At 66.9% G+C, this 16089-nt stretch carries 17 protein-coding genes; 4 read left to right on the plus strand and 13 right to left on the minus strand.

Translation table 11 applies throughout. The annotated features are described in order from the left end of the window. Positions 1-20 precede the first annotated feature (20 nt). Both DN388_RS25420 and DN388_RS16535 read right to left on the minus strand, forming a co-directional pair. Complete coding sequence (locus tag DN388_RS25420; protein ID WP_255001183.1) at positions 21-1643, minus strand: ankyrin repeat domain-containing protein; 1623 nt, start codon at positions 1641-1643, stop codon at positions 21-23. 34 nt (positions 1644-1677) lie between these two features. Next, entirely contained in the window at positions 1678-2007 is a 330-nt protein-coding gene (locus tag DN388_RS16535; RefSeq protein ID WP_043861351.1) for a hypothetical protein, read from the minus strand. Between the two features lie 319 nt (positions 2008-2326). Between DN388_RS16535 and DN388_RS16540 the strand changes: the two genes are divergently transcribed. Further along, a complete protein-coding gene (locus DN388_RS16540) occupies positions 2327-3400 on the plus strand; it encodes an NAD(P)-dependent alcohol dehydrogenase (protein WP_043861352.1) in 1074 nt (357 codons plus the stop codon). 9 nt (positions 3401-3409) lie between these two features. Here DN388_RS16540 and DN388_RS16545 read toward each other — a convergent pair whose 3' ends face one another. Further along, the gene (locus DN388_RS16545) at positions 3410-4432 is read right to left on the minus strand and encodes a hypothetical protein (RefSeq protein WP_043861353.1); all 1023 of its coding nucleotides are present in this window, start codon (positions 4430-4432) and stop codon (positions 3410-3412) included. Between the two features lie 125 nt (positions 4433-4557). Here DN388_RS16545 and thpR point away from each other — a divergent pair, with 125 nt between their 5' ends. Next, on the plus strand, positions 4558-5100 hold the full coding sequence (gene thpR, locus DN388_RS16550; protein WP_043861354.1) for an RNA 2',3'-cyclic phosphodiesterase: 543 nt from the start codon (positions 4558-4560) through the stop codon (positions 5098-5100). A 44-nt stretch (positions 5101-5144) separates the two neighbouring features. Further along, complete coding sequence (locus DN388_RS16555; RefSeq protein WP_255001187.1) at positions 5145-5855, plus strand: hypothetical protein; 711 nt, start codon at positions 5145-5147, stop codon at positions 5853-5855. Positions 5856-5920: 65 nt separating this feature from the next. Here the strand turns inward: DN388_RS16555 and DN388_RS16560 are convergent, their stop codons facing one another. The 4 genes from DN388_RS16560 to DN388_RS16575 all read right to left on the minus strand — a co-directional run bounded on the left by DN388_RS16560 (position 5921) and on the right by DN388_RS16575 (position 9711). Beyond that, positions 5921-6814: an AraC family transcriptional regulator gene (locus tag DN388_RS16560; RefSeq protein WP_054914598.1), complete on the minus strand. Its 894-nt coding sequence runs from the start codon at positions 6812-6814 to the stop codon at positions 5921-5923. A gap of 105 nt (positions 6815-6919) precedes the next feature. Continuing rightward, positions 6920-7267: a cupin domain-containing protein gene (locus DN388_RS16565; protein WP_043861356.1), complete on the minus strand. Its 348-nt coding sequence runs from the start codon at positions 7265-7267 to the stop codon at positions 6920-6922. Positions 7268-7276: 9 nt separating this feature from the next. Continuing rightward, positions 7277-8683: an FAD-binding oxidoreductase gene (locus DN388_RS16570; protein ID WP_054914599.1), complete on the minus strand. Its 1407-nt coding sequence runs from the start codon at positions 8681-8683 to the stop codon at positions 7277-7279. Further along, the gene (locus DN388_RS16575) at positions 8680-9711 is read right to left on the minus strand and encodes an ABC transporter substrate-binding protein (protein ID WP_043861358.1); all 1032 of its coding nucleotides are present in this window, start codon (positions 9709-9711) and stop codon (positions 8680-8682) included. The genes DN388_RS16570 and DN388_RS16575 overlap by 4 nt, the downstream gene beginning before the upstream one ends. 176 nt (positions 9712-9887) lie before the next feature. Between DN388_RS16575 and DN388_RS16580 the strand changes: the two genes are divergently transcribed. Continuing rightward, complete coding sequence (locus DN388_RS16580) at positions 9888-11369, plus strand: PucR family transcriptional regulator ligand-binding domain-containing protein (RefSeq protein ID WP_255001192.1); 1482 nt, start codon at positions 9888-9890, stop codon at positions 11367-11369. 3 nt (positions 11370-11372) lie between these two features. On the opposite strand, the gene DN388_RS16585 is transcribed toward DN388_RS16580, so the two are convergent. From DN388_RS16585 to dsdC, 6 genes are all read right to left on the minus strand, one after another. Beyond that, positions 11373-12311 carry a LysR family transcriptional regulator gene (locus DN388_RS16585; protein ID WP_255001194.1) on the minus strand — a complete coding sequence of 313 codons (939 nt, stop codon included), beginning with the start codon at positions 12309-12311 and terminating at the stop codon, positions 11373-11375. Positions 12312-12338: 27 nt separating this feature from the next. After that, positions 12339-13313 carry a quinone oxidoreductase gene (locus DN388_RS16590; protein ID WP_255001197.1) on the minus strand — a complete coding sequence of 325 codons (975 nt, stop codon included), beginning with the start codon at positions 13311-13313 and terminating at the stop codon, positions 12339-12341. A 124-nt stretch (positions 13314-13437) separates the two neighbouring features. Then, positions 13438-13746: an AzlD domain-containing protein gene (locus tag DN388_RS16595; RefSeq protein WP_043861362.1), complete on the minus strand. Its 309-nt coding sequence runs from the start codon at positions 13744-13746 to the stop codon at positions 13438-13440. Continuing rightward, positions 13736-14452, minus strand: coding sequence for an AzlC family ABC transporter permease (locus DN388_RS16600; protein ID WP_043861363.1), 717 nt, complete (start codon positions 14450-14452; stop codon positions 13736-13738). Before DN388_RS16600 ends, DN388_RS16595 begins: the two co-directional genes overlap by 11 nt. 161 nt (positions 14453-14613) lie before the next feature. Beyond that, positions 14614-15111 carry a VOC family protein gene (locus DN388_RS16605; RefSeq protein WP_058540117.1) on the minus strand — a complete coding sequence of 166 codons (498 nt, stop codon included), beginning with the start codon at positions 15109-15111 and terminating at the stop codon, positions 14614-14616. A 37-nt stretch (positions 15112-15148) separates the two neighbouring features. Next, the gene (dsdC, locus tag DN388_RS16610) at positions 15149-16087 is read right to left on the minus strand and encodes a DNA-binding transcriptional regulator DsdC (RefSeq protein WP_054914605.1); all 939 of its coding nucleotides are present in this window, start codon (positions 16085-16087) and stop codon (positions 15149-15151) included. Positions 16088-16089: the final 2 nt, after the last annotated feature.

Consider the following 16089-nt stretch of genomic DNA (forward strand, 5'->3'; position numbering starts at 1 on the left):
AGCCTTCCCGGCGACTGGGGTCAACCCTTGTTGGCAGCCAGGCTGTCAACCAGCATTGCGCTCTGCGCATCGCTGGCTTCGATCATCAGCTGCTTCAGGCTCTTGTCGAAGCCCGGGAACGGCGCTTCGAAGTTGAATGTGGACTTGCCCAGCAGCCCGCCCACGTACTGGATACGCGCCGCGTCCCAGCTCACCTGCTTCTGACGGCCCAGGCGCGGGTCGCGCAGGAACACCAGTTGCACCGGGGTAACGCCCGAATAGTCCGCCTTGTCCAGATCGGCACCGGCCGCGATCAGCGCATTGGCCACGGTCTTGTCACGCTGCGTGATGCAGTAGTGCAAGGCAGTCTGGCCCGCGTAGTTCACCGCGTTGATGTCCTGGCTGGCGATCAGGCGCTGGCCCAGTTCCGGGCGCTCCTTGGTCAGGCTGTTGCTCTTGCACAGCTCGTGCAGCGGCGTGTTGCCGAACAGGTTGGCCGTCTTGGCATTGGACAAGGCCAGCAGTTGGTCGAAGTGCGCGTCCGAGCAATCGCGCCACGCGTTCTTCAGGCACATCATCAGCCGGGTATTGCCCTCTGCGGTGGTCTTGAGCGGGTCGGCGCCCAGGCTCACCAGCATGTCGTAGGCATTCTCGGCCACATAGTGGACCGGCAGCTCGGCTTCGGCGACCAGCGGCTTGTTCAGGTCGATGTCTGAGGCCTGCAGCAGGTACTTGAGCGACTCCACATCGGCCACGTAGCCGTCACGGGTAGACTTGCCGGCCAGCGCTTCCTTGAGCTTGTAGTGGTTGGGCGGCACGTCCTGGTACGGCACCAGCACCTGTACATCCAGCTCGCGGTAGATCACGGTCTTGCCGGTGTCCTGCCCCGCCGCGTAGGTTTCGCGTTTTTCGACGGTCTTTTCCGGCCAGTCGGGCGAGACGAAGTACTGGATCGAATCGCCATCGCGCTGGCCATCCTTGTAGGCAGTGACCTTACGCAGACGGTAGGTGCCGTCGTCGAGCAGCACGAACTCCTCCTGCAGGCCCTCCAGCTTGCCCTGGTTGTAGTGCTTGCGCTCCTGCAACTGGCCGGTCGGGTAGAAGGTTTCCTGCACGCCATCGAGCTGGCCGCTGCCGTCCTTGTCATAGTTGGCGACCACGGCCGGCACCTGCTCGCCATTGACCACGCGCCAGGCCGATTGGGCCAGGGTGCGACCGTTCTGCTTGCTGCCCTCTTCGTGCACCGTGACCTCTTCGCGGGTCTGCAGGCCGCTGGCGCAGTCGAACTGGCTATCGGTCTGCTTCTTGCCGGCGATGACGATGCGCTGCTGCGGCTTTTTCTCGCCGCCGCTGCAATACACGGTCGTGGTGCCGGTCAGTTGGCCGTCATCCAGTTGCGCCTCGATGGCCACCGAGCCGTCGGCATTGTGGGTAACCCAGTCGCCCTGGACCTTGCCGTTCTTGACCTTGAACTCGGAGATCAGCGTGTCGCCTTCCTTCCAGATGATGGTGCCGGACACCGGCTCCTTGGTCTTCTTGTCCACATAGATGGCAGTGGGCTTGCCCTTGCTGCCCTTGGAGGTGGTGACCTCGTCCCACTGGTAACTCGACCCGCAGCCAGCCAGCAACGCGGCAATGCCTGATACAGCCAGTACTTTTTTCACAGAACGTCCTTGGAGTTGAATGTGGCGTGGGGAGTTACTTGATGCGGGTCAGGGTCATGCTGACCAGCTCACCGCCGTCCAGCACCACCAGGCGGTTACCGTTGTCTTCGACGCGCGCGTTCATCACCGCGGTGCCGTTCTTGTCGCGGGCGACGACGGTGTCACCGTCACGCTTCCACTCGTCGATCTCGTACTTGTCGCCCAGCAGGGTGATGTAGTCCTCGTCCAGCTCTGCGGTACCCACGTTGCTCTTGAAGCCCATCACGCTGGCCTGCACGTTGAACTTGCCTTCGATGGCATCGCTGCCGCAGCCGGCCAGGGCGGCGAACAGCGAGGTGAGCACCAGCGTCTTGATGATTTTCATTAACCGAGTCCTTAGCACGTATCTGTCTTGTGGGTTGCACGCTGGCACTTTCATATCAACCTGCCAGCATGAGCAACCTATGACCCTGTCCTACAATTTAAGTTCACTTCATAAACAACTTTAGATTATTTACCTAACTATCTGTTTTAAAACGAAAGATCATGAAAATAGCCTGGGAACCCGATGATTTGTTTTCTACGCAGATGAGCCCCGCCATGGCCTATGCTCATCAGCTTGACCCGGATCAACAGCCCGCCGCCCGTGCAGGCGCACCCTGCCCCATGAAGTTGCGCGTGTACCCCCTTGAGGAGAAACGACCATGGCCCGCATGAAAGCTGCAATCTTTGTCGAGAAGAACCGCATCGTGCTCGATGAAAAACCGATCCCCGAGGTCGGCCCCTCGGACGCCCTGATCCGCATCACCACCACCACCCTGTGCGGCACCGACGTGCATATCCTGCGCGGCGAGTACCCGGTGGAAAAGGGCCTGACCATCGGCCATGAACCGGTCGGCATCATCGAAAAGCTCGGCGCCCAGGTTAAGGGCTTCACCGAGGGCCAGCGCGTCATCGCCGGCGCCATCACCCCCAGCGGCCACAGCTATGCCTGCCTGTGTGGCTGTTCGTCCCAGGACGGCCCCGGCACGCCGCACGGTTTCAAGCCGGCCGGCGGCTGGAAGTTCGGCAACACCATCGACGGCTGCCAGGCCGAATACGTGCTGGTGCCGGACGCCATGGCCAACCTCTCGCCGATCCCGGACGGGCTGAGTGACGAACAGGTACTGATGTGCCCCGACATCATGTCTACCGGGTTCTCCGGGGCCGAGCGCGGCGGCGTGCGTATCGGCGACACGGTGGCAGTGTTCGCCCTGGGGCCGATCGGCCTGTGCGCGGTGGCCGGGGCCAAGCTGATGGGCGCCACCACCATCATCGGCGTCGACACCGTGCCCGCGCGTCTTTCGGTAGCCCGCCAGCTGGGCGCCACCCACGTAGTGGACTTCAAGCAGGGCAACGTGGTGGACCAGATCATGGCCCTCACCCACGGCCGTGGCGTAGACGTGAGCATCGAGGCGCTGGGCACCCAGTCGACCTTCGAGTCGGCGCTGCGCATCCTGCGCCCGGGCGGCACGCTGTCGAGCCTGGGGGTGTATTCCTCGGACCTGACCATCCCGCTGTCGGCCTTTGGCGCCGGGCTTGGTGACTACAGCATCGTCAGCACCCTGTGCCCCGGCGGCAAGGAGCGCATGCGCCGCCTGATGGAGGTGGTGGCCAGCGGTAGCGTCGACCTCAAGCCGCTGGTGACCCACCGCTACAAGCTCGACGACATCGAGGCGGCCTACGAACTGTTCGCGCACCAGCGCGACGGCGTGATGAAAGTCGCGATCACTCCATGAGCACCGCCATCAGGGCTGCATCGCCGGCAAGCCGCTGCTGAGCACCAGGCTGTCGCGGATCTGCCCCGACAGCGCATTGACCCCCGCCATCACCCCGGTGGCGGGGTTCTGCATCAGGCCCTGCCATTCCTCGTTGAGCGCCACATTGAGGATCACCCGCAGCTGCTCGACCATGGCCGGGCGCTCGCTTTCGTGCATCATCGCGCCGATGCCCGCCGAGGCCACCGAGATCAGCGCCCCCACCGCCTTGCCCACCGCAGCCGCCACCGCGCTGGCCGCGCCGCGCGGCACCAGCGTTGCTTCGAGCTGGGCGCTGGCGCGCTTGGCCACCGACGACAGGCCCGTGTCGGACGGCGCCTGGCCTGCCGCCACCGCAGCCTTCTGGATCTGCTCGTTCAACGCCAGGTAGGCCGGCAGGGTCAGCAGTGGCTGGGCCGTGATCAGCTGATGCACCGAGGCGTCGCGTGCGGCCGGCGGGCCGAGGGCGATGGCGGGAATGCGGTTCAGGTGCAGGGCGAACTGGTCGGGGGCGGCGCGGTAGCGCTGGCCGATACCTTGCAGCTGCTGGCCGAGCAGTTGCACGTACAGTTGGGTGGCGCGCTCGCGGATCAGCTGCGGGTTGATTTCCCTGGCCACCGGCTCCAGCACCCGTTCGCGGTACTGCTCCTGCAGGTAGAGCGCCAGGCGGTCCTCGCCGGGCGCGGTCTGCTGGTTCTTGCTGACCTTGTACCAGGCCACCTTGAGGGTCAGCCACTGCTGGGTCCAGTAGCCGGTGAACCACGGAATGAAGTCCGCCTCGGTACGCGCGTGCACTGCGTCTTTCCATACCTTCATGGAGCGTCGCGCATAGTCCTGGGCGGAACGGCTGGCGCCCTCGGAGGCGTCGATGATGTCCCAGTCGACACGTTGCCAGGCGGCCTGGGACAGCACCACCGGGGGTTGCGGCGCTGGTGTCGGCCGGGACCGGGCGCAACCGCCGATGGCCAGCAACAGTGCAAGGGTGCACAGGGCGAGCAGGATGCGCTGGTTCAAGGTCGGCCCCCCGGTGCAGTGAAGCGCTTGCCTGGAGTATAGCGAGCGGCGCGGGAACCACGGCTGGCCTTGGTCGGCGCTGCTCGGTACCCTGTCGGCACCTGCACACATTCAAGGGAGCTTCCATGCGAGGTGAACTGCGAACCCCGGGCGAGCCGTTCAAGCGCCTGTTCATCGCCCTGCCCTGTACCGAGCAGCAATGCCGGGCCATCGGCAAATGGCGCAGCACACTGGGGATCACCCGTGGTCGTCCGGTGCCTGCGGCCAATTTTCACCTGACGCTGATGTTCCTTGGGGAAGTCGGCGTCTCGCGCCTGCCTGCGCTGTGCGACGCCATGGCGGCGGTGCCGCGCCCCGAAGGCCCGCTGCGCCTGGAGCTGGACCGGCTGGTCGCATGGCACCGCGCCGATGCACTGGTGCTGGAGCCCACGCAGACGCCGGTGGCCTTGCGTCAATGGGTGTATGCCCTGCAGCAGGCGTTGCTGCCGCTGGGCGTGGAAGACAGCGTGCGTGAGTTTCGTGCGCACCTGACGCTGGTGCGCGACTACCCGGGTGATGTACCGGAGACGCCGGAGCCACCGGCGTTCAGATTGAACATCGACGATTTCGTGTTGTTCGAGTCCAGTGGCGGCCGCTACAAGCCGATAGCGCAATGGCCGCTGGCGTGAACCCCTGCCGACCGTGGTGTCGGCGCTGACTGGCAAGGAAGAGCATGTATTACTGGAACAAGGACAATTTCGAAGGCCTCAGGCGCATTGGCGAGGTCTATGCCTCCCGTGAAGGCTTTGCCGGTTTCTCGCGGTATTGCCTGCTGCGCGAACAGGGCCTGAAAAAGCCGGCGCTCAAGGCGCTGGACGAGTTTCTCGACGGTGCGCGTCAGCGGGAGGTGGGCCAGCAGCGGGCGATTGTCTGCGAGATTGCCGACCTTGCCTTCAGCAACAGTGGTGCGCACCAGTTGTTGTCGCATGCCTTGACCCGCTACCTCAGGCAGGTGCTGCGAGCCTGGTGCGACGAGGGCCCGGCGTTGGCCGAGCCTTATCGCTGGATGGGCAAGCTGACGGGCGAGTCGGCGTGGCTCCAGGCGGCACTGGCGCACGACCCGCAGGATCAGGTGGCGTTGCGGCAGTTGGCGCTGGATGAGCTGGGCGAGGTTGATTTCATGGTTCATCACCTGCATGAGTCGGTGTTTCTGGGTGACGTTACCGTTGCGGCGACGAAGCTTACGCGTGCCAGCGCGCTGGCGCGGTTGATCGAGGCCGAGACGACCCGCAGTTACATTGATGGTGAAGTGTGCAGCCTGCGTGAAATGCTCGAGGCCTGGGCGCAGTATCAGGCGGGTGATCGGGCGGTGGGGTTTGCCCAGTGGTGCGAGGCGCAGGCGCATGAGTTCCGGTTCCTGAAGAGCTACTACTACACCGAATGAGGGGTGGCCCACCTCTATTGTAGGAGCCGGCCTTGCCGGCGAACGAGCGCCACGCGCTCGCCTCCCTAGAGATAAGCCTGCTCCCGCCCCGGGCTGCGCTCGAAATGCCGCTTGTACTCGCGGCTGAACTGCGACGTGCTCTGATACCCCACCCGATGCGCCACCTGCGCTACACCCAACCCCTCGCCTATCAACATCTGCTGCGCCTTGAGCAAACGCAACCGCTTGAGGTACTGGATCGGTGACAGCAACGTGCAGCGCTTGAAGTGCTCATGAAACGTCGAGGTACTCATGTTCGCCCGCCCCGCCAACGCCTCCACGCTCAACGGCTCGGCGTAATGCTCGCGCAAATGGCTGAGGGCTGCAGCGATGCGCGCAAAATGCCCCTGCTGCTCCACCAGCGCCCGCAGCACCCCGGCCTGCGGCCCACGCAAGGCCACGTACAACACCTCGCGCACTCGCGCCGCCCCCATCACCCGGCTTTCCAGTGGGTCGTGCAGGCAACGCAGCAGCCGCTCCACGCTCTCGCGCATCGGCGCATCCAGCGCCGCTGATGTCATGGACTCGGGCGTCTGCGCCGCCACCACCTGGCCAGCCCCCAGCCCCATGCTCTGCACCAGCTCGCTCAGCACCGTGCGGTCGATCGCCACCGACACGCCCAGCAGGGGTTCATCTTCGGTGGCGAAGGTTTCGCACATGAACGGCACCGACAGTGCCTGCACCAGGTAGTGGCCAGCCCCATATTCCAGGGTGCGCGGCCCCAGCCGGGCCAGTTTGCTGCCCTGGGCCAGGATCATCAGGCTCGGTTCGTAGATCTGCGGGCTGCTCGCCACGTAGTGGCTCCAGGACAACACCTGCACCTGCGGCAGGTGGGTGTCGACCGGGCCCGGGCGGGTGGCAAGGGGTTGGATCAGGGCGCAAAGCGTGGCATTGGCATCGGCGTGGCAGGTGAGCTGCATGGGGTACCGCATCAGAGGATCAGACACGCGCATCATCGCAGATTCGCTGCCCACCGCCACTACCGCACGCCCGATCCCGGAGGATCAGGCATGACTATCGGAGCATTACCCCAGGATCAGGTAGGTCTTGCGTACCGTCTGGCGCACGTCCCAGGTGCCCTGGCTGTTGGCGGCAAAGTACAGCGCATCGCCGGCACCGAACGGGATAGGTTCGCCACCCTCGGGGGTGAAGCTGCCCTCGCCGCTGATGATGTAGCTGTACTCGGCCTGCACCACCTGGCGCCGGAAGCGCCCCGGCGTGCATTCCCACAAGCCGGTGCTGGCGCCCTGCCCGGCCAGCTCCTGGTGCAACGCGGTACGCGCCATGGCTACCGGCTCGCCCAGGGGGGCGCCGACTGCCGCGCTGGGGCCGAAGGCGGTGTCGTCTTCAAGGTGAATCAGTACAGGGTTCATGTGCAGTCCTCAGGATTTGTCTTCAAGCCCGGCCGGGGCCAGGCGGGCCAGCATGCAATCGAGACGGCCGGCGGTGTGGCCGGCCATTTCGGCGCGCTCCTTGCGTATCACGGCGTTGCGCACCAGCGAACCGCCCACATAACGCAGCGGCTCCGGCGGGAAGGCCTTGCAGTTGCGCCCCACCAGCGCACAGGTGCTCCAGGCATCCTTGCGCCCCAGGGCCAGGCTGGCCAGGATGCGCCCGCCCAGGCGGCTGGGGCCCACGCCGTTGCCGCTCCAGCCGATGCCGTAGTGGATGTTGCCCTGCTCGCCCAGGCCGCCGAAGGTCGGCAGGCTGTCGTAGGTGCGGTCGATGGGCCCCGACCAGGTATGGGTGATGCGCACGTCATCGAGCATCGGGTAGGTACGGCGCAGGTCGGCCTCGGTCAGCGCGATGCTGCCCGGGTCGTGGCTGAACACCGGCCCGATCCTGCCGCCGTAGGCTATCGCCCCGGTGCCCTTGCCGAAGGCGATACGGCCATCCACGGTGGTGCGGTAGTAGTCGACCATCAGTTGCGAATCGGTGATCGACTCGGCGCCGGTCCAGCCCATCTGTTCCAGGCGGGTCGCCACCGGCTCGGTGAGCACGATGGAACTGTTGACCGGGGTGATCAGGCGCGCCAGTTGCGGCAAGGCAGCCGCCCAGGCATTGGTGGCCAGCACCACCGAGCCGGCACGGATGCGCGCCTGCGGGGTCAGCACCTGCACCGGTGTGCCGGGCTGGATATCGCTGACCGCAGTACCCTCGGCAATCACCACCCCCGCCTCCAGCGCCACCCGGCGCATGCCGCGCACCAGGGCGCCGGGTTGCACGGTGGCGTTGCTGCGCTCGAACACGCCGGCCAGGTGCACCTTCGAGCCACAACGGCGCGCCACCTCGGCAGCCGGCACCCGCTCGAACGGCGTCACCCCAAGGCGGGCACAGGCGGCCAGCGTGGCGTTCCAGGTGTCGATGTGCGCGGGGCTGGTGGCCGTCCACAGCCAGCCCTTCTGGCGAAAGTGCGCGTCGATCTGGTGCTGCTGGCAGAACTCGCCCAGCTCGCTGATCGCCCGCTCGGCGCTGTGCCCCAGAAACAGCGCCTGCTCCGGGGTGCAGAAGCTCGCCAGGGTGCCCACCTTGGGCCACCACGACATCACGAAGCCGCCGTTGCGCCCCGAGGCGCCCCCGCCGCACACGTCCTGTTCCAGCACCATCACGCGGATATCCGGCTCATGCTCCTTGAGGGTCAGGGCGGTCCACAGGCCGACGAAGCCGCCACCGACGATCACCACATCGGCGTCGTGCTCACCCTGCAGCGCCGGGCCGGGTTTGAGGCTGGGCTCGGCGCTTTCCAGCCAGTAGCTGCGTTTGAGCGGTGCGCTGGGGGTCAGTTTCATGAGCGTGCCGCCCAGGCGTTGAAGCGCTGTTCGAGCAGTTCGCCGTGGTCGGCCCAGAAGCTTGCGTTCATCGGCAACTGGCCTTGCAGGTTGGGGCTGCCGGTGGGCAGCTCGCTGACCCGCTGCTCGCTCAGCAGGCCCAGGGCCTCGCGGTTGACCGGCCCGTAGGCGATCTGTTCGGCGTAGCCCTTCTGCTGCTCGGCCTTGAGGGTGTGGTTGATGAACTTCAGTGCTTCGTCGCGCTTCTTGGCCCCACGCGGAATGGCCCAGGCGTCCATGTCATAGATGCCGCCATTCCACACGATGCGCAGCGGGGTCTGGCTCTGCACCGCGCTGATCCGGCCGCTGTAGGCCGAGCTCATCACCACGTCGCCCGAGGCCAGGTATTGCGGCGGCTGGGCGCCGGCCTCCCACCACTGGATGCTCGACTTGATCTGGTCGAGCTTGGCGAAGGCGCGGTCCTGGCCTTCACGGGTGGCCAGCAGGGTGTAGACATCGGCCGCCGGCACGCCGTCGGCCAGCAGGGCGAATTCCAGGGTATACATGGCGCCCTTGCGCAGCCCGCGCTTGCCGGGGAATTTCTCCAGGTTCCAGAAGTCGTCCCAGCTGGTGGGGGCCACCTTGAGCTTGTCGGCGTTGTAGGCGATCACCGTCGACCACACGAAAAAGCCCACGCCGCACGGCTGTACCGCACCGGGCAGCAGTTGCGCGGCCACGGCCGGGTCCGGGGCGAACTCTTCGAGCAGGCCTTCTTCACAGGCGCGTGCCAGCTCGGGCATCTCCATCTCGACCACGTCCCACGAGACGCTGCCGGTATCGACCATCACCTTGACCTTGGCCATCTCGCCATTGAACTCGCCGGCCACGATGCGGGTGCCGGTCTGTGCCTGGTAGGTGTCATAGAAGGCCGCCACCTGTGCGGCCTTGTTGGCCCCGCCGTGGGACACCACGGTGAGGTCGGCCAGCGCCGATGTGCTGCACGCAGCGGCAGCGATCAGGGTGAGCGAAAAGGCCAGATTCTTGTGCATTGTTATGTTCTCCGGGTCGGGATGGCTCAGTAGGCCAAGTGTCGAGCCGCAGCCGGGTCGCCACAATCAGACGCAAACAAGATTCAGCCGCGTACCTTCATACGTTCGTACAAAGCCGTTCAAAGGCGCGCCATGCCCGGTTACACTGGCCGTCACCCTGCCCCGGAAGCTGCCCCATGGCCCTGTCTGTCAGCGACATCATCGCCCTGCCCGAACTGCGCACCCGCGTCATCAGCGGTGCCGCAGGGCTGGGCAAGCCGGTGCGCTGGGCCCACGTGTGCGAACTGGCCGACCCCAGCGAATGGCTGGGCGACGCCGACCTGCTGATGACCACCGGCATCGGCATACCCGCCGATGCCGATGCCCAGCGCGCGTACGTGGAAAACCTCGCGGCCGCTGGCCTGGCGGGCATGATGATCGGCGAGAACATGCAGGCCCCGGCCAACCTCGAGGCCTTGATGGAGCGGGCCGACGCCCTGGGCTTTGCGGTGATGTTCACCCACTACGGCGTGCCCTTCGCCGCAGTCACGCGGGCCATCGTCGATGCCGGCCAGCAGGAGGAGCAGGCGCGCCGCAATGCCATCACCCGGGTCTACGAAAGTGCCCGCATGAGCATTCAGGGGCTGGGCCTGGGCGCACTGCTCAAGCGCCTGGAAAAGGACGTGCAGGCGCGCCTGACCCTGCTCGACGCCGCCTCGCTGGCGCCCTGGCGCGACGCACTCGGCGGCCTGCCGGCAAGCCAGCGCCAATGGCTGGCGGCCCGCCAGCGCGACACCTCGGGCAACCGGCCGGTGGTGCAGCGCCACGCGCTGGAGGCGGGCGAGCTGCTGGTGATGGCGCTGCCGTCCCAGGCCGACTGCCTGCTGGTGGCCGAAGGTGACGGGCTGCTCGACTACGGCCTGTTGCACCATGTGGTGGCGGTGCTGGGCATCGAGCTGGAGCGCCTGCGGGTCGACAACGAGCGCAACCTGCGCCTGGGCTCCGAGCTGCTGGACGACCTGTTGCAGCAGCGTCTGCCGGCGCATCAGGCACAACAGCGCCTGGCCGCCTTCGACATCGGCGCCGAACAGGCCTGCCTGCTGCTCGGCCGCGCCGCCGGGGTGTCACCGGCGGCCTGCGACGAAGCCCTGCAACGCCAGGGTCGTCGCGTGCTGATTCGGGTTCAGGGCGATGACCTGATCGTGCTCGGCGCCGCCGAGTGCATCCCGCAGTTGCAGGCGCAACTGCAGGCGCCGCTGGGGGTGAGCAACCCGCTGGGCCACGCCGGGCGCAGTGTCGAGGCGCTGCGCGAGGCGCGCCTGGCACTGGCCCACACCAGCGCCGCGCAACCGCTGGTGACCTACGCCCAGGCCGGCGCCAGCGTACCGTGGCTGGCGCAGAGCCTGGATGAAGCCGAACGTACCTTCCGCAACGTACTGGGCCCGCTGGCCGACTACGACAGCCAGCAGAACACCCAGCTGCTGCACACCCTGCAGGTGTTTCTGCAACACAACCGCTCGTGGCTGGCGGCGGCCGCGCAGCTGCACGTGCACAAGCAGACGCTGGTGTACCGCATGCGCCGCATCGAAGAGATCACCGGCCGCTCGCTGGACAGTACCGAGGACGTGGCCACGCTGTGGTTCGCCCTGCGCGCGGCGCGCATGGCGGGGCTGGCCTGAGGGCTAGGCGGCAGACGCCCCAGCGCGCTGCCATGGCGCCCCCTTGGCGAAGGCCGCCTCCATCCAGTGCTTGAACGCCAGGGTAGTGGCCGTGGTGAAGCGCGCCGAAGGCCGCATCAGGTAGATGCCCGACGCCGAGTCCAGCTGCCACTGGGGCAGCACGCGCACCAGGCGCCCCTCGGCCAGGTCCTGGTGCATCATCCAGTCGCCACCGGCCAGAATCCCCACGCCGCAGCGCGCCGCCACCAGCAGTGCCTCGTTGTCATTGCTGATCAGGCTGCCCTGCACCCGCACCGTCTGCTGCCCGCCCTGCCCGTTCAGGCGCCAGTCGGGGAACGAACGCAAGCCGCTGAAACCCAGGCAATTGTGCCCGGCCAGGTCGGATGGCCGTTGCGGTGCGCCGTGACGATGCAGGTAGGCCGGCGCAGCACACAGGATGCGCGTGTGCTCGCACAGCTTGCGCGCCACCAGCCGGTTGTCGGCCAGCTCGCCGACGCGCACGGCCACGTCGAAGCCTTCGCCCACGATATCGACGAAGCGGTCGGCATAGTCGACGTCGACGGTCACCTCGGGGTAGGCCAGGGAAAACCCGGCCACCAGCGGGCTCAGCCAGCGCCGGCCCATCGCCCCCGGCAGCGCCACGCGTAGCCGCCCGCGCACCTGCGCCGCACCGTTGCAGGCCTCGAGTTCGGCCGTGCTGATCAGGCTGGCGGCATGCTGCAGGCGCTCCACCAGCCGCGTGCCCTCGTCGGTGAAGCGCAGTTGCCGGGTGGTTCGCTCCACCAGGCGGATACCCAGGCGCTGCTCCAGAGCCGCCAGGCGCTTGGACAGCACCGAGGCATGGCGTTGCAGCACCCGGCCGGCGGCAGCGAACGAGCCGTGCTCGTGCAGCGCCAGCAAGGTGGCAAATTCATCGGCCTGACGGCTGTCGAAAGGGTCCATCGGTGAGGTCGGCCTCGTGCGGGTCGGTCAGGGAATCAGCACGACCGCCCCCTGGGACCGGCCTTGCTCGATGGCAGCATGGGCGCTGGCCACGTCGGCCAGGGGGTAGCGTTGCCATATGTGCGGCTGGATGATACCCGCCGCCAGTGCATCCAGCACATCCTGTGCGCGCTGCTGGTACTCCTGGGGGCTGGCGGTATGTGCCGCCAGTGACGGCCGGGTGAGGAACAGCGAGCCCTTGGCGTTCAGCGTGCCCACCTCGACCGCTGGGGGCACGCCGCTGGTGGCGCCGAACGACACCAGCGTGCCGCGCGGGCGCAGGCTGTCCAGCGACGCCTCCCAGCTCACCCGGCCGACCGAGTCGTAGACCACATCGACCTTGAGGCCCTGGGTCAGCTCGCTCACCTGGGCCGCCAACGTGGCCGCGTCAAACACCAGCACCGCATTGCAGCCGGCCGCCTTGGCGCGCTCGACGCTTTGCGCCCTGGACACCACACCAATCACATGGGCGCCCAGGTGCCTGGCCCACGGCACCATGATCTGCCCTACCGCCCCCGCCGCACCGTAGATCAGCACACGCGTGCCGGGGCCTACCGGGTAGCTCGCCTTGAGCAGGTACTGGGCGGTGATGCCCTTGAACAGCACGGCAGCCGCGTCTTCGAACGACACGGCAGCGGGCAGCCTGACCAGGCGCTCGGCCGGGTACAGGCGTGCACTGGCATAGCCACCCAGCGGCCCGGTGGCATAGGCCACACGGTCGCCCACGGCCACCTCGGTCACGCCCGCCCCCAGCGCCCGCACGGTGCCGGCACCTTCCAGGCCCAGCGCGGACGGCAAGGCAATCGGCACGGTGCCCTTGCGCTGGTTGATGTCCAGCGGGTTGACGCCGATCGCGGCCTGTTCAAGCCACACCTGGCCCGGGCCTGGCGCTTGCACGGCGCCGGCCTGAAGCTGCATCACCTCGGGGGCGCCTACCGCCTGGAGCGTGATTGAAGTCACCATGATGTTGCCTCTTGCAGTGGTTGAAGGTCTGCAAAGGCTAATTAGCGCACCCGTAAACGACAATACAGCGCCATTGCCGAACATATATGCACCTGATGCAGCAATGCCAGGTGCCCTTCGCCCCCTACAGCGCCCGCACCAGCGCCGCTGCCACAATGCCTGCCGCAATCGCCGGCAGCGGCTTTTTCACCAGCAGCATCACCACCGCCGTGCTCAGCAGCGCCAGGCGTGCGCCGTTGTCGCCGTTCACCGCCAACGGCGTCAGCACCGCCACCAGCACCGAGCCGGACATCGCGCTGATGAACTGCTGCACGCGGTAATTGATGGGCACGAACGACATCACGAACACACCCCCCCAACGGGTGGCCAGGGTCACCAGGCCCATGATCACCACCAGCAGCAGCGTGCCGGCGCCTGCAGTTTCAACGTTCATGCTTGTTCTCCATCCACACCACACCCAGAATGCCGCCCGCCAGCGCGCCCACCACCACGTGGCTGTTCTCCGGCAGGTACCAGTAGGCCAGCAGCGACGAACCGGCCGCCACGATCCAGATCATCAGCATGCGCAGGCTCTTGTGCCCGCCCAGCACCATCGCCAGCAGAAAGCAGCCCATCACCATGTCCAGGCCCAGGCTGACCGGGTCGTGGATCGCATTGCCGAAATGCAGCCCCAGCCAACTGCCCAGGCACCACGCCGACCACAGCGCGATACCGCCGCCCAGCACCAGGCCCAGGCCCGGCTTGCCGGCGTTCAATGCCTGCATGGCCATCGCCCAGTTGGCGTCGGACACCACCAGCATCACGCCGTAGCGCCGGGCAGTGGGCAGCTCACGCAGCCAGGGGTACAGCGTGGCGCCCATCAGCAGGTGACGGGCATTGATGGCGAACACGGTGATAATCAGCGGCACCAGCGGTACCTGCTCGCCCCACAGTTCCAGCGCGGCGAACTGCGAAGCGCCGGCGAACACCAGTGCGCTCATCAGCAGGGTCGCCGCGTCCCCCAGCCCGGTCTGGGCTGCAGCGAGGCCGAAGGCCACACCGAACACCACGACGAACAGGGAAATCGGCAAGAGTTGCTTGAAGCCAGCCCAGACGTCGCTCCACGCAAGCCTGGATAGATGCTTCTCTACGGTTGACAAGGCACAGCCTCCTTCGTGTGGCGATCTTGTCATGCACCGGCCCGAAGGGGCGCATGCCGAACCGCTCGTTTTATAGTGACGCACGCGCGCGCTGGCGTGCGGGCGCTACTATGCCCGCACACACGCGCGTCACAAAGCCTGTTGTGCAGTTGTCGGCGAATTTACTCTCGCGTCGGTGCCTGGGGTCGCAAGGCGGCCTCGATGGCGGCGATGTCTATCTTGTCCATCTGCATCATCGCGTCGAAGGCACGCTTGGCCGCAGCCGGGTCGGGGTGAGTGATCGCGGCGGTCAGCGCGCGCGGGGTGATCTGCCACGACAGCCCCCACTTGTCCTTGCACCAGCCGCACACGCTGGCCTGGCCGCCGTTGCCGATGATCGCCTGCCACAGGCGGTCGGTCTCGGCCTGGTCGTCGGTGGCCACCTGGAACGAGAACGCCTCGCTGTGATGGAAGGCCGAGCCGCCATTGAGGCCCAGGCACGGGATGCCCATGACCGTGAATTCCACGGTCAGCACATCGCCCTGCTTGCCGGCAGGGAAGTCGCCGGGGGCACGGTGCACGGCGCCCACCGCGCTGTCGGGAAAGATGCTGGCGTAAAAGGTGGCAGCCTCCAGCGCCGCGCCGTCGTACCAGAGGCAGATCGTGTTCTTGCTGTTCATCGTGGTTCTCCACAGAAAAGCGACAGACCTCTGCAGTCTAGTCGCCCGCGGCGCAACCCTTGAGCCAGTCGATCAGTACCTGCACCCGCCGGGGCAACGGGTCGCGCGGCGGGTGAACCAGAAAGTAGTCATAGCGCCCCGGCTGGGAAAACCCGCCGAACGGCAGCACCAGCTCGCCCTGGTCGATACGCGCCTGCACCAGGCGCTGGCGGCCGATGGCGATACCGGCGTGGTGGATGGCCGCCGTCACGCACAGGTCCGACCGGTCGAAGGTCAGGCCGCGCTGCGGCAAGGCGTCCAGCAGCCCCTGCTGGCCAGCCCACAATTGCCACTCGGCATCGAACACCGCGTTCTCCCAGGCCAGTGCATCGTGCAGCAAGGTGCACTGGCGCAGATTGGCAGGGTTGTCGAACAGCTGGTGCAGCTCGGCATAGCGCGGGCTGCACACCGGGGCGATGGTCTCGCTCATCAGCGCATGGCTGACCAGGCCGGGAAACTCGCCATTGGCGTACAGCAGCGCCAGGTCGATGTTGTGCGTGCGAAAGTCGACCGCATCGTTGCCCACCCGCACGTCCAGCGCGATATTCGGATAGCGCTGGTGGAAGTCGGCCAGGCGCGGCACCAGCCAGCATTGCGCTGCGGACGGGCGCGCATACAACGCCACCGCCCCGCGCAGCTCGGCCTCGGGCGATGGCTCCAGGGCATCGCCCAACTGCTCCATCACCCCCTGCAGTATCGCGAACACCCGCTCGCCCTCGGCTGTCAGGCGTATGCGCCGGGTCAGCCGCTCGAACAGGCGCAGCGCCAGGGCCTGCTCCAGGCGGGCGATACGGTGGCTCACCGCACTGGGGGTCAGGCACAGCTCCTCGGCTGCCTGGGCAAAGCTCAGGTGCCGCGCCGCCACCAGAAAGGTGTGCAGGTTGGCAAATTGCGAGCTGTTCAGGCGTGCGCTCAAACGCGGGGGCAGGTTCAGCATCG

Source organism: Pseudomonas sp. S12(2018), assembly GCF_024355235.1.
Taxonomy (GTDB): Bacteria; Pseudomonadota; Gammaproteobacteria; order Pseudomonadales; family Pseudomonadaceae; genus Aquipseudomonas; species Aquipseudomonas palmensis.